General features: G+C 68.2%; 12 protein-coding genes. 4 read left to right on the top strand and 8 right to left on the bottom strand.

What is annotated here, in order from left to right; all coding sequences use genetic code 11:
* Positions 1–12: 12 nt before the first annotated feature.
* Positions 13–1578 (bottom strand): outer membrane protein assembly factor BamB family protein, encoded by a 1566-nt coding sequence (locus tag NVU01S_RS12380; RefSeq protein ID WP_052281168.1) that lies wholly within the window; start codon positions 1576–1578, stop codon positions 13–15.
* A 489-nt stretch (positions 1579–2067) separates the two neighbouring features.
* On the opposite strand from NVU01S_RS12380, the gene NVU01S_RS12375 reads away from it, so the two are divergent.
* Positions 2068–3471, top strand: coding sequence for a lipase family protein (locus tag NVU01S_RS12375; RefSeq protein ID WP_043678685.1), 1404 nt, complete (start codon positions 2068–2070; stop codon positions 3469–3471).
* 112 nt (positions 3472–3583) lie between these two features.
* Positions 3584–3757 (top strand): hypothetical protein, encoded by a 174-nt coding sequence (locus NVU01S_RS43325; RefSeq protein WP_156161866.1) that lies wholly within the window; start codon positions 3584–3586, stop codon positions 3755–3757.
* 70 nt (positions 3758–3827) lie between these two features.
* On the opposite strand, the gene NVU01S_RS12370 is transcribed toward NVU01S_RS43325, so the two are convergent.
* From NVU01S_RS12370 to NVU01S_RS12355, 4 genes are all read right to left on the bottom strand, one after another.
* Positions 3828–5051 carry a cytochrome P450 gene (locus NVU01S_RS12370; RefSeq protein ID WP_082032345.1) on the bottom strand — a complete coding sequence of 408 codons (1224 nt, stop codon included), beginning with the start codon at positions 5049–5051 and terminating at the stop codon, positions 3828–3830.
* A 104-nt stretch (positions 5052–5155) separates the two neighbouring features.
* Positions 5156–6166 (bottom strand): response regulator transcription factor, encoded by a 1011-nt coding sequence (locus NVU01S_RS12365; RefSeq protein WP_156161867.1) that lies wholly within the window; start codon positions 6164–6166, stop codon positions 5156–5158.
* Between the two features lie 48 nt (positions 6167–6214).
* Positions 6215–6955, bottom strand: a complete 741-nt coding sequence (locus tag NVU01S_RS12360) for a class I SAM-dependent methyltransferase (RefSeq protein ID WP_043678689.1) — start codon at positions 6953–6955, stop codon at positions 6215–6217.
* 222 nt (positions 6956–7177) lie between these two features.
* Positions 7178–7627, bottom strand: a complete 450-nt coding sequence (locus NVU01S_RS12355; protein WP_043678690.1) for a nitroreductase/quinone reductase family protein — start codon at positions 7625–7627, stop codon at positions 7178–7180.
* Positions 7628–7716: 89 nt separating this feature from the next.
* Between NVU01S_RS12355 and NVU01S_RS12350 the strand changes: the two genes are divergently transcribed.
* Positions 7717–8934, top strand: a complete 1218-nt coding sequence (locus tag NVU01S_RS12350; RefSeq protein ID WP_043678692.1) for a saccharopine dehydrogenase family protein — start codon at positions 7717–7719, stop codon at positions 8932–8934.
* Between the two features lie 126 nt (positions 8935–9060).
* A complete protein-coding gene (locus NVU01S_RS12345) occupies positions 9061–9570 on the top strand; it encodes an MmpS family transport accessory protein (protein ID WP_052281170.1) in 510 nt (169 codons plus the stop codon).
* A 48-nt stretch (positions 9571–9618) separates the two neighbouring features.
* Here the strand turns inward: NVU01S_RS12345 and NVU01S_RS12340 are convergent, their stop codons facing one another.
* The 3 genes from NVU01S_RS12340 to NVU01S_RS12330 form a co-directional block, all read right to left on the bottom strand.
* Positions 9619–10836 (bottom strand): cytochrome P450 family protein, encoded by a 1218-nt coding sequence (locus NVU01S_RS12340; RefSeq protein ID WP_043678694.1) that lies wholly within the window; start codon positions 10834–10836, stop codon positions 9619–9621.
* A 10-nt stretch (positions 10837–10846) separates the two neighbouring features.
* A complete protein-coding gene (locus NVU01S_RS12335; RefSeq protein ID WP_043678696.1) occupies positions 10847–12130 on the bottom strand; it encodes a cytochrome P450 in 1284 nt (427 codons plus the stop codon).
* 207 nt (positions 12131–12337) lie between these two features.
* A complete protein-coding gene (locus tag NVU01S_RS12330; protein ID WP_043678698.1) occupies positions 12338–12922 on the bottom strand; it encodes a TIGR03086 family metal-binding protein in 585 nt (194 codons plus the stop codon).
* Between the last annotated feature and the right edge of the window lie 32 nt (positions 12923–12954).

Raw genomic sequence — 12954 nt, 5'->3', positions numbered from 1 at the left:
TGCGGCGGTTGCTCACAGGCCGAAGGCGAGCAGGACGTTGCCGGGCATGCCGGTGGTGATCTGGCGGCCGTAGCCGGAGTTGGTGAACAGCATGCCGTTGGCGATCACGGCGCCGTGGCCGTTGATGCCGCCGCCGACACCCGGGACGCCGTTCACGGTGTGGAAGAAGCGGGCGGTGTTGTATTCCCAGAGGATGGCGCCGGTGTCGGCGGCGAAGACGCGCATCTTGCCGTCCATGCTGCCCTCGAAGACCAGGCCCGGGGTGGTGGAGACGGCGTTCGGCATGGCGAGCTGGCACAGCGGCAGCATCGGCAGCGGCGGCGGGTCGAACAGGCAGCCGTGCGCGGGATTCGGCGTACTCCAGAGGACGTCGCCGGTCGCCGGGTGCAAGGCGAACAGGGTGCCCGGCGTGCCCTGGTATGTGGCGACGTACAGGCGTTGGCCGTCGTAGCTGGCGCCCCACTGGATACCTTGCAGCGACTCCGAACCCGGGATGGGCAGCACCGGGACCGGCGTGTTCAGCCTGGTCTGCCAGATGATCTCGCCGGTGACCGCGTCGAGCAGGTGGAACACCCCGCTCTTCTGCCCGGCGCCGACGACCAGCCGGTCACCGATCTCGAAAATGTTCGGCTGCGAACCGAAGTCGAAGTCGTGGCCGGGATCCGGGCAGTTGCCGCCCGGCGGCGGGTAGGTGCAGCGCCCGTTCCACGGCGCGTCTCCCGGCGTCATCCGGCGCACCCACCGGGTGGTCCCGGTGTCGAGATCGAGCGCGCCGATCGCTTCCGCCCCTTCGGGATAGCCGGTGTAAGGGTTGCCCGCGGTGTAGTACAGCGTGCGTGACTCCGGATGGATCGTGGGCGACGACCACACCGGCGCACCACTGGGCGCGAACGGCGGCGACCCGCTCGGCGTCGGCTCCGGCGGCGGAATCGTGTAGTGCTGCCACCGGATGTCGCCGGTCGCGGCGTCGAGCGCCGCCACACTGCCGCGGAAGGTGCAGCACGGGTAGTGGTCGAGGGTGGCACTGCCGAGTTCCTGGCTGGAGACACCGACATAGATGTGGCCGTCGAAGGCCAGCGGCGAGCCGGTGATGATCGCCAACCGGTGCGCATCCAGCTGGCGGACCCAGCGCAGGGCGCCGGACTGCGCGTCGAGCGCCCACATCCTGGCCGAGTTGTCGCCGAAGAAGACCATCCCGTCCATGACCGCGGGCCCGTTGCGCAGTCCGTAGGTCGGCAGGTTTCCGCCGAGCGGCGTCTCGGCTTGGAACGACCACCGCGTCGCGCCGGTGTTCGCGTCCAGCGCATAGAAGGTCCCGTTGCGGCCGCCGACATAGACGGTGCCGTCCACCACGGCCGGCTGGCTGGACGCGGCGATCGTGTCGGGAAATGCGAAGGCCCACTTCAGTTTCAGCGATCCCACCGTGGCCGGGGTCAGCGCGGTCTCGTGCGGGTTGTAGCGCGAACCGGCGAGATCGAACTGCCACATCGGCCAGTCACCGTCGCCACCGTCGGCACCGGCAGGCGGCGCCCCGATCAACAAGAGCACAGCCGCGCTCATCACGACCGCGAGGCGCACCCACGCACCCCTACGAGCCCTGACCCCGCCGGCAACGATCGTCCAGTCCATAACCGAGCCCCGTCCCTTGACGACCGCCAAGCGCCGCCGAAGTGTGACCCGAGTTACATTACGCGCCACCCACCGTCGCTGTCGCCACTCGATTCCACTAGACGAACCACCCCGAGGTCTCGCGCATTGCAGAGCCGTCCAGCCCTACCGCGGTGTACAGCAATCACGATCGTGCGGCTTCCACTGTCGGGGACACGCGGGGGTGGATGATGGCTCGGGTTCGTCTTGCGGTGGGGGTACATGAGGCATGCAGTATCAGGTAATGCCAGGTCAGTCTGTCTATTTGCTGGTAGAGCGGCGATCTGCGTAGGTGGAGTCGCAGGGTCTTTGGCGCGGATCGGCATTGAGCCGTCCGAGACGGACTATTGCTCGTCGGCAAATGCCGGGGTAGGTTCGGCTCAGATGTGAGTCGACGTGGTCTCACAATGGGTTAGGGAGATGACCGTGTTGACGAAGTGGTCTCGGCGGTTGGTTGTGCTGGCGGTGGCGATCACGGCGTCGGCGGCGACGTTGAACGCCGGTATCGCGGCGGGGGCGCCGGCGGGGGCGGTTCCGGTTCCGGTGCAGCCGGCCGCGCCGGTACCGCTGCCGCCGGAACTCGATCCCGGGTTCTACCGCCCGCCCGCCGAGGTGGTCGCGGCGAAAGCGCCGGGTGAGATCATCGCGGCGCGGCAGGTCAATGTCGCGAACGCGGGACTGATCCCGGTCAATGTCGACGCCTGGCAGGTGTCGTACCGGTCCAACAACAGCCGCGACGAGCCCATCCCCGCCGTCGCGACGGTGCTGAAGCCGCGCGGGTCGGCGCCGGACAAGCTGGTCTCGATGCAGATCGCAGAGGACTCGCTGGCCGCGTATTGCTCGCCGTCGTACGCGGTGCAGCAGTGGTCGCTGGCCACCTTCGTCGGGCAGATCGTCGCCCCGCTCGAATTCGTCATCGCGCAGGGCGCGCTGCAACAGGGTTGGGGCGTGGTCATTCCCGATCACCAGGGCCCGGACAGCGCGTTCGCGGCCGGACCGTTGGCGGGCCGGATCACCCTCGACGGAATAAGGGCCGCAAGGGATTTCGAACCTATGCGATTGACCCCTGACGCCCGCATCGGCATGTACGGCTATTCCGGCGGCGCGATCGCGACCGGGCACGCCGCCGAACTGAAGCAGACCTACGCACCCGAACTCAACATCGTCGCGGCCGCGGAGGGTGGCGTACCCGCCGATTTCGGCGCGGCGCTGGAGAACGGCAACGGCCAGTTGTGGGCGGGCATGATCATGGGCGCCGTGCTCGGCATCGGACGCGAGTATCCGGAGTTCGGCGCGCTGCTCAACCGCGACCTGGATCCGCTCGGTCAGGTGCTGTCCGTGGTCAAGGGCGGCCTGTGCGTGCAGTACAACACCGGTCTGTTCCCCTTCGCGAATCTCAAAGGGATGCTGCGGGTTCCGGAAGGCGACCCGATGCGCAACCCGGTGGTGCGTGACACCCTGGACAAGACCCGCATGGGTAAAGCGGTGCCCGACATGCCGATGTTCATCTACCAGGCCAACCCGGACGAGCTGATTCCGGTCGGCCCGGTCAACACCCTGGTGGACACTTACTGCCAGAGCCCGGACGCGCAGGTCCAGTACGTCCGCGAACACCTCGGCGAGCATGTGACGACAGAGGTTTCGGGCGTCGCGACCGCGCTGCTCTGGCTGCGCGACCGGCTCGACGGCAAACCGGCCGCCCCCGGCTGCAGCACCTCCGACGCGGGCTTCATGGTCCTGAATCCCGAGGGCTTGGGGCTGCTCGCGCAGACCTTCGGCGAGACCGTGGCCTCGTTCTTCGGCAAGCCGATCGGCGTCAAATAGGCACACAGCACGCTGCGCGTGCAAACCGTGACCGGCCGTTGCTTCGAACGGCCGGTCTCGGTAACGCTCGGGTCCAGTACGCACTACACGTCCGGACCGCGAGGAGGCGGCAATGCCCGACCACGAACACTGGTACCTGGTCTACGAGCGCGACGTGCTCGGCGAACCCGGCAGACCCTGGCCGACCCGCCCGCGATCCAGACCGCCGGTCGAGGACACAACCCGCTCCGCCTCCCGGCTCCGCATCTTCCGCACCCTCGTGTCCCGCCACCGCATCGAAGAGTGAAGCGCCCCCGGATCTTTCGCGATCCTGCCGTGGTCGTCGCCGACCAGACCCTTGAATGCGCAGCCCGCGATCACGGGGTCCGGGTTTCGAAGCGCAGGGGCAGGGTGCGTGGGCCGGTGGGGCCGAGGGTGGGGCCGGGTCGGCTGGGGGCGGCGAGGACGGGGTGCGGGAGCCGGCGGGCCAGAATCGGGAGGGCTTCGGCGATCTCGGCGCGGGCCAGTGGTGCGCCGAGGCAATAGTGGATACCGCCGCCGAACATGAGATGCGATGCGGGTCTGGTTGCGGTGATATCGAATTCGGCGCCACCGAAGACGGCGGGATCGGTATTCGCGGCATTGGTCAGCATGTTGATGAAGCTGCCCGCCGGAATGGTGAGGTCCTCGAATTCGATGGTCTCGTCGGTCATCCGCCAGATCGTGTTGACCGCGGGCGCGACCCGCATGATCTCCTCGACCGCCTGCGGTGCGATCGAGGGATCCTCGGCCAGCATCCGCCACTGCTCCGGATAGTCGAGGAAGGTCTGCATCGCCAGACCGATCTGCTGACGGGTGGTGTCCTGTCCCGCGAAAAGCAGCGCACTCGTCATGGCGCGCAATTCGATTGGCGAAAGACGGTCGCCCGCTTGCTCGGCAGCGATGAGATCGGTCAGCAGATCGTCGGACGGGGTGGTGCGGCGCTGCTCGATCAATTCATCGATCGCTTCGTGCAACGTCGCCAAGGCGGTCTCGATCCGATCCAGCTGCGCGACGGCGGAAACGCTGAACAGTAAACCGATTTCGCTCGGCAATCGGCGGAAGTCCTCCCATCGTTCGCGCGGCACACCCAGCAGCTCACACAGGATCCGTGCCGGATAGCGGTCCGCGAAGTCCGCCATGAACTCGCACTCGCCCGCCGCGACGATCGGCGCGATGAGTTCCTCGGTAACCGAACGCATTACCGGTCGCAACCGATCCACCGAGGCTCGGTTGAACGCCTTGCTCACCAATTGCCGCAATCGGGTGTGATCGGCGCCTTCTACGCTCGGCAGCACCGAGCCGATCCATGCCACCGCGGGGCCTTCGGTAATGCCTTGCGCGGCCAAGGATTCCACGCCGCCCCAGCGCACGCGCCGGTCCGCGAGCAAGGCCGCGGCCTCGCGATGCCGCAGCACCGCGAACCCGATCGGCGTGCGGGCGTACCAGTTCGCGGCGCGGGCGGCGGCGACCTCCGCCGAATCCGGCCGGAACGCCGGATCGAGCACGTTCAATTCGACGACTCCGCCTGCGGAGCCCACCTCGTGTCCGGCCATCGACATCCGAAATCACCCTTCCCACCGGAACGGTCCACCCGGGACCTGATGCCAAGGACGCTACGGACGGCCGACAGTCCGGCCTATCGCAGATTTCTCGTATTTCCGGCCTAGTCGCGCCCGTACAGCAGGCCGGTGAGCTGGCGTCTGCTGCGGATGCCGGTTTTGGCGAAGATCGCGGTGAGATGGGCCTGCACGGTCAGCGGCGAGATGAACAGCCGTTCGGCGATCTCGCCCGTACTGCAGCCCTGGACGACCAGCTCGAGGACTTCCCGTTCCCGTGCGGTGAGCCCGAAGGCGGCGTAGAGCAGCGGCGCGACGACGCCGGGGTGCGCGGCCTGCAAGACCAGCGCGACCTGGGTATCGGTGGCCGAGGCATGCAACGACACCCACCGCCCGGCGCTTCCGCGCACCCGGGCCGATGCCTCCTGTTCGGTGCGCGCCCGCTCGGCCAGGGCGAGCACCGCGAAGGGCAGTGCGTCGTCGGCCGAGCCGAGTTCGGCCAGCCAGGACCGTGCGGGCTGGGAGATCGAGAGGATCTGCCCCGCCGCATCCAGCACCAGCACGCCGGGCCACCGCAGCTCGTGGTCGGGCGCCGAGCGGGCGAGCACACCCGCGGTGCGCAAACCGCGGCCGAGCACGGCGGCGAGATCGTGCGCGAAATCGCGTTCGTCGGTGGTGAAGTCGTGCGGCCGCTCCCGGAACAGCGAGATATTGCCCCAGCAGGCACCGTCGATCACCAGCGCGGTGCGCAGCTCGCCGGTCATGTTGTTGGGACGCAACAGTTCTCGATAGCGAATGCTGCGATCCAGCTGTCCACCGGTCTCTTCGCTCAGCACCCCGCTGTGCCGTTGGCCGAGCGCGAGGGCGACGAAGGAGTTGTAGTCGTCGGGCAGGTACGCGAACCGAGCCACCTCCGCATCAGGAGGCGGCATATCGAACGATCGATAGCCCGTCTCGACCATGCTGTCCGGGTCGGTGGTGTGCCAGCAACCGGAGTCGTGCGGCACCGCCGCGGCCAGCAGCACCGCCGCCTCATCGATCAGATCGGCCGTGCTCAGGCCCGCCGCGGCCAGCCCGAGCATCCGCTCATACGTTCGCTCCCGGAGGCGACTGCTCACCTCCCCAGTGTCGCGCGCAACCCTCGCGCGGCCAACCCCTTATCGGTGTCAGCGGATGGCGGCCACCAACGCGTCGGTGACCGAGCGCCAGACCACACCCGCTTCGAGGAAGCCCGCTTCGCGCAGTTCGGTGAGGTGCCATTCGACGGGATGGGTCTCGCCGGTGACGTGGGTGCTCAGGATTTCCCGGCTGGCGGCGACGTCGGCGGCGAGCTGCGGGTCGGCGGCCGCGGCCACCCACCAATCCGCCCAATCCAGCGTGCCGGCCTCGGTGACCCGCTGCTGATGCGCCTGCTGCACCGTCTCGTCCAGGGCGTTCAGCAGCGGCGTGGACGGGTCGGGCATGTGGTCGGCGTTGAGGAAAATGCCGCCGGGACGGAGCAGTTTGCCGAGGTCACCGTAGAGGCGAACCAACGGTTCGGCCTTCAGCCAGTGCAGCGCGGTCGCGGTGACGATCGCGTCGAACGGCTCATCGGGCAGCTGCGACATCCAGTCCGGCGACTTGATGTCGGCGGTCACGAAGGTCATCCGGGCGTCATCCGCGAAGGTGCCGCGGGCGATCGCGAGCAGGGCCGGATCCCGATCGATGCCGACCGAGATGGCCTCGGGCAGCCGCGCGAACAGCCGCCTGCTGATGGTCGCGGTGCCGCAGGCCAGGTCGAGCACCCGCGGCGCCGGTCCGGCCACGGCCTCGACCATGTCGAGCATCACCCGGAACCGCTCCTCGCGGTCGGGCATATAGAACTCCTGCTGCCGATCCCAGCTTTCCTGCCACTGCTCCCAATCCATGACGCCTCCGAATGAGTAGGAACTGTCATCGCATATGCGTTCGGCAATTTCGCTGCGCCGGAATATGCGGAGAATCGCGTCGGGCGATAGGGCACTGTTTTCCGGGAGACGAGCAGCCGAGGGAACGATACCCGCTGGACACCGGGATATTGATGAGCGACGGCAGGCGTTGATTTTCAGGAAACAATTACCGGAATCAGCGCTCGGTCAGCTGGAAACGGGTCAGGCGGGCTCGATACGGAACACCGCGATCCGCTCGGCCGCCTCGGCCAGGGCCGCCGGGCTTGCCTCCGCGACCAGTCCGGTCTTCACGAACCATTCGTCCAACCGCGCCGGGCCGTGCGCGATATGGGCACGCAGCAGCGTACGGCGTTCCGCCACCGGCAATTCCACCATTCGCACCACCGACGAGCGCCGGCCACGGGACAACGTGACGGTGGACGCCGCGCGCACATTCGCCACCCAAGCGGACTTCCCGTAGGCCTGGAACACGTAGCGCTCACCGGCGATCGGCAGCACCGACAGCGGGACGGTCCGCAATTCGCCGCTGCGACGGCCGGGGACCGACAGGATGTGCATGTCGCTGAACGAGATTCCCAGTTTCTGCAGCAGCTTGACCAGCCCGTTGAGTTTGTTGATCCGACGGCGCAGCCGCACCGGGTCCTGAGCCATGCCATCCACAGTACTGCCGATGTGCTGCCTGCAGTGGCCGGGACCGCGAGCTGCTGTCACGATGGTGGGCAGTCCGGGGAAGGGGAGCGATGCGAATTCTGGTGCTCGGCGGCGCGGGACAGATGGGGCGGGTCACCGCTGCGGTGCTCGCCGGTGACGACGCGGTCGAGCGGGTGGTGGTAACCGATCTCGACGCACGCAACGCACACGCGGTCGCGGATCGGTTGGGGCCCAAGGTATCCGGCATCGGACTGGACGTGCTGGACGAGACCGCGCTGGCCACGGCGCTACGGGACTGCGATCTGGTGGCCAACGCGGTCGGGCCGTTCTTCCGATTCGGCGTGCCGATCCTGACCGCGGCGATCGCGGCCGGCCGCGACTACGTCGACATCTGTGACGACTGGGAACCCACCCTGCAGATGCTCGAATTGGACGAGGCGGCACGGCAGGCCGGGGTCACCGCGCTGGTGGGCATGGGCGCGAGTCCGGGCATCGCAAACCTGTTGGCGTGCACCGCCGCCCGCGAACTCGACACCGTGGACGACATCATCACCGGGTGGCACATCGCCGGATCCGCGCCACCGGCGGCCGTACCCGGGACCCCGAACGCGGCTGTCGCGCACGGGATCCACCAGATCACCGGCACCATTCGAGTACTGCGCAACGGCGCCCTCGTCGATCGGCCCGCACTGGAACAGCGCAGGTTCCACTACCCGGGCATCGGTCCCGCGCGCGGCTGGACCTTCGGTCATCCGGAGGCGGTCACGCTGCACCGCGGCCATCCGCACGCGCGGGAGAACGTCAACCTCGTGATGGGTCAGCGCTGGACCATCGCGTTGCTCGCGGCCCTGCGCTACAGCGTGGATCACCGGCTCCTCTCGGCGAACAGCGCCGCCCGCATCGTCGAAGCGGTGGAACGCCGCGCGCCCGCGCGCCCGGCGAGTGTCCTGCGTCCGGGTGCGCCGCCGCCGATGTTCGCGGTGCTCAGCGGCACCCGTGCCGGTGTCCCCGCGACCGTCGCAACCGCACTGGGGCAGGTCCCCGGCCTGTCGATGGCCGAGATCACGGGCGTCCCGCTGGCCGTCGCCGCACGCCTGCTGCCCACCGCGCCCGGTGTGCACACCCCCGAATCCCTGCTCGACCCCGAGGCCTTCTTCGCCGCACTGGCCCCGCACTGCCTCGGCGCACCCGCGCCGCACACCATGACGATCACCACGCGCTCCTGGGTCGACGATCACACCAATGCCGAAAGCCTTTCCGCGGCTTTGCTCACCGCGCTCTTGGTGCCGCCACGGCCCTCGGGGTAGCGGTTGCTGCGGATGCGTGGTGGCGCGTCGCGCAGTACTGTCCAGCGCGGCAGACCCGCCGCCGACCGACTCGGAACCCGGTTCTCCTGACCTCGGCGCGGCCGCAGTGCAAACGATTGGCGCACCATGACCACCCCACCGCATGTCCCGCAGCACCAGCCGCCGGACCGGCCGCCGCGACTACCGACCTGGCTGTGGGTGCTGCTCATCGTGGTGACGCTCGTGGTCGGCGGCGGCGTGGCCACGGCCGCCGTGGTGGCCACCAAGGACGCGAGCGGCTCCGCCACCGCCGTGCAGGCGACGTCGCAAACCGCCCGGCCGACGACGGTGCCGCCCACCGGAACTCGCACCGGACTGCCCACCGACCCGAAACGGGTGCGCTACGAGGTCATCTCGTCGACCGGAACGGTGCCGCGGCTGCACTACATCGATGACGCGGGTCCGCATTCCGAGACCAAGGTCGCCTCGCCGTGGTCCAAGGAGGTCCTGACCTTGCAGAAAGACGTGCTGCTGACGCTCACCGCGCAGGGCGGTAAAGACGCCGATCTGATCTGCCGCATCACCGTCGACGGCACGGTGCGCACCGAACGGGCGGCGAAGGCGCCACAGGCCAACGCCATCTGCACGCTCGATTGACCTGCCGCCGGACCGCGCACGCCGGTGCGTGCGCGATCCGATCCGCGGCTACGTCAGGTACACCGGCAACGTGCGGTGGCCGTTGGAGATGAAGCTGCCCACCGGTTCCAGCTCGGCCGGGTCCACGGCGAACCTGAGCTTCGGGAACCGCTCGAACAGCGCGGGCAAGGCGATCGTGGCCTCGAGCCGAGCCAGCGGCGCGCCGATGCAGTGATGTGCGCCGTGGCCGAAGGACAGGTGCTCCTTGTTCACCCGGTGCACGTCGAAGGTGTCGGCCGTCGCGCCGTGCACCTGCGGGTCGCGGCCCGCGCCCGCGTAGGACGCGAGAATGGCCTCCCCCTTGGGAATTCGGATCTCGCCGAGCTCGATGTCCTCGACCGCGTAGCGCAGCGGCAGGTGCGCGACCGGCGCCTCGTACCGCAGCGTCTCCTCCACCAGATCCGACCAGGGCACTCGGCCGGCCAGCACGTCGGCGCGCTGGTCGTCGTGCGTCAGCAGTGCGAAGATCGCCTGATCGAGCAGGTTGACCGTGGTCTCGTGCCCCGCGTTGATCACCAGCATCAGGGTGTCGACGAGTTCCTTCTCGACGAGTTGCGAACCGTCCTCGTCGCGGGTGGCGATCAGCACGCTGGTCACGTCGTCGCCCGGCGTGGCCCGGCGGAACGCGACCAATTCGCTGATCAGACCGTACATTTCGAGGTAGTTGGCCTGGGCCTGCTCGGCGGTGAACGAGGAGTCGAAGAAGCCGTCGACGCACTTGTGCAGGCCGGGGCCGAGATGTTCGGGCACACCCATCATCTCGGTGATCACCTTGATCGGCACCGGGTACGCGAAACGCGCACGCAGATCGACCGATTCGCCCGGCGGTGTCGCCGCGAGCGCGTCGAGCAGCGTGGTGGTGACCTCCTCGATGCGCGGGCGCAGGGCGGTGCTGCGCCGATGCGTGAACGCGGGCGAGACGAGCCGGCGCAGCCGGCGGTGATCGGTGCCGTAGGCGGTGAACATGTTGTCCACCGCCACCCACGGCAACAACGGCCAAGCCTCGGTGATCTCCCCGTTGATGAACGAAGACCAGTGCCTGCGCGGATCTTTGGAGACGCGCGGGTCGGCCAGCAGAGTCTTGAGCAGGACGGCATCGGTCACCGACCACGCGGGCACACCGCCGGGTAACGCCACCAGGGCGACAGGTCCGCGCGCGCGAATCCTGGCGGATTCGCCCTGGATATCGACACCCGTCGTGTCCAGGACCAGTGGTTCATGCTCCATCGGACGCTCCTTACATCATGTTCAACGGAGGGGACTTGGGGAAAATGACCGGAAGCGACGCCAGTGCGCGGTGGAAAGGCCCCGGCCGCCAGCTCAATTCGGCGACGGGGACGGCGAGCTGCAGCTCGGGCAGCGCGTCCAGCAGCTGATCGATGGCGTCCTGCACCACCAGGTATGCAACGGATTTCGCGGGGCATGCATGCGGTCCGGCGCTCCAGGCCAGGTGCGAGCGGTTACCGGTACGGTCGCCGCCGCGGATCTCCGGATCGTTGTTGCACCCCGCGAGGCTGATCAGCACCGGCTGATGCGCGGGCAGCCAGTTGTTGTCGATCAGGATCGGCTGGCGCGGATAGGACGTGCAGAAGTTCGCCATCGGCGGATCGTTGAACAGCACCTCGTCCAACGCGTCCCGGGTGGACAGGCTGCCGCCGAGTACATCGCCGCCGAAACGGTCGTCGGTGACCATCAGCAGCAACGTGTTGATGATCAGGTTCTGCTGCGGCTCGATGCCCGCTCCGTAGAAACTGATCAGCTGCGACAGCATCTCCACATCGTCCAGCTCGGCCGGGTGGTGCGCCAGCCGTGAGGTGACGTCGTCACCGGGTTCGGCCCGGCGCAACTGGATCAGCTCCATCAGCGCCTCGCTGAGCATCTGCATGCCTTGCGCGGCATTGACGGTGTCGAAGAGCGCAGCCATGCCGGTCGCCACCCGCTGGCCCAATTCGGCCGAGCAGCCGACCATTTGGTTGAGCACCTCGAACACGAGCGGAAAGGCGTACTGGGTCACCAGATCCGCGGAGCCCGCCTGACAGAACGTGTTGATCAGCGGGATCGCGATCTGCTCGACGGTGGAATGCAGTGCGTGCAGGTCGATTCCGTCGATGGCCGCGGTGTAGGCGTGCCGGTAGCGGGCGTGCGCCGCACCGCTGTTGCGCAGCGCGTTCGGGTACCACTCCATCATCGGCTTGACCGGCGAGTCCTCGGGGATGTGCTGCTGCCAGGTGCGCGGGTCGGCCGGAAAGTGCTCCGGGTCGTTCAGGATGCGCAGCGCGGCTTGATAGCCGACCACGAGGGTCGCCGGGACGTCGGGCGCTACCTCGATCGGCACCAAAGAGCCATAGCGCTCGCGCATCTCGGCGTAGGCGCGGTGCGGGTCGGCGGCGAACTCGGCGGTGTGCAGCAGCACCCGGGGGCCGTCGGTGTCGATCGGCGATCCGTGCTGCACCGGGCAGGCGCCCGGCAGTGCGGTGGTGGCTGCGGTGGTCTGCGACGTGGTCAAAACAGTGAGCTCCATACGGTGTAAGGCCGGTCACGCACCTCGGTCACATGCGGCTGAAAGATCGGAGGTGTATCAGGTTCCAGCCGACCATAAGTGACTATATGTGGATGATGCACATCGAGGGACGGAACTCGGTGTGGCGAAGGTGGATTCGCCGTGGTCACCGCACAGTTATTGCCCAGCACCCGATTTCGATCGGGGTAGCGCCCGGTTCGCCGGAGTTCAGTACCCGGACGCCGTCCCGGGCCACCGCGGGTCACGACCGGTGACAGCGACGATTCGATCGATCAGCGCGGCATCGTCGGAGGTGTCCACGGCGGGTCCCCACAGTTGCGGGACCGGAGCCTTCGGCACGAAATCGACTACGTGGTCCAGGCACGCCCGCAGGGTCGCGGCGGGCAACTCCAGCGGGCGACCGGTCGCCCTGGCCAGGTCCCAACCGTGCACCACGAGCTCGGTGAGCACGATCCTGCCCCAAACCTCGTTCGGCAGCGCCACATCCGGAGACGGTGCCGTTGTCCCCTGCCAGGCTTCCGGTCGGTCCCAGGCCAGCGTGAGCGCGTCGACCAGCTCGGCTGTCTCGCGACGGCGCGCGGCGTCGAATCCGCGCGGGATGCCGGCGGGATCATCCGGATGTTCGGAATCCTTGCGCGCCATCGCCGCGAACCCGACCGCAACCTCCCGGATATGCCCGATCAGTTGCGCGACGGTGTACTCGCTGCACGGGGTCGGCCGGTCCAATTGCTCGTCCGTGGTGGCGTTCAGAAGTTCGATCACGGTGGCACCGGCCGGTTTCAGGTCGAGCACGGTGGTCCTCCTTCGAGTCGACGCGGCAGGTG

It is taken from the genome of Nocardia vulneris, from assembly GCF_001613425.1.
GTDB lineage: Bacteria > Actinomycetota > Actinomycetes > Mycobacteriales > Mycobacteriaceae > Nocardia > Nocardia vulneris.
Note: the sequence above shows the minus strand (reverse complement) of the source record. Positions and strands in the feature narration are given on the sequence as shown.

Coding starts and splice junctions, on each gene's coding strand:
- NVU01S_RS12340 (WP_043678694.1), bottom strand. CDS start 10,836: ATGGAGCATGAACCACTGGTCCTGGACACGACGGGTGTCGATATCCAG.
- NVU01S_RS43325 (WP_156161866.1), top strand. CDS start 3,584: ATGCCCGACCACGAACACTGGTACCTGGTCTACGAGCGCGACGTGCTC.
- NVU01S_RS12360 (WP_043678689.1), bottom strand. CDS start 6,955: ATGGATTGGGAGCAGTGGCAGGAAAGCTGGGATCGGCAGCAGGAGTTC.
- NVU01S_RS12375 (WP_043678685.1), top strand. CDS start 2,068: ATGACCGTGTTGACGAAGTGGTCTCGGCGGTTGGTTGTGCTGGCGGTG.
- NVU01S_RS12355 (WP_043678690.1), bottom strand. CDS start 7,627: ATGGCTCAGGACCCGGTGCGGCTGCGCCGTCGGATCAACAAACTCAAC.
- NVU01S_RS12345 (WP_052281170.1), top strand. CDS start 9,061: ATGACCACCCCACCGCATGTCCCGCAGCACCAGCCGCCGGACCGGCCG.
- NVU01S_RS12335 (WP_043678696.1), bottom strand. CDS start 12,130: ATGGAGCTCACTGTTTTGACCACGTCGCAGACCACCGCAGCCACCACC.
- NVU01S_RS12350 (WP_043678692.1), top strand. CDS start 7,717: ATGCGAATTCTGGTGCTCGGCGGCGCGGGACAGATGGGGCGGGTCACC.
- NVU01S_RS12370 (WP_082032345.1), bottom strand. CDS start 5,051: ATGTCGATGGCCGGACACGAGGTGGGCTCCGCAGGCGGAGTCGTCGAA.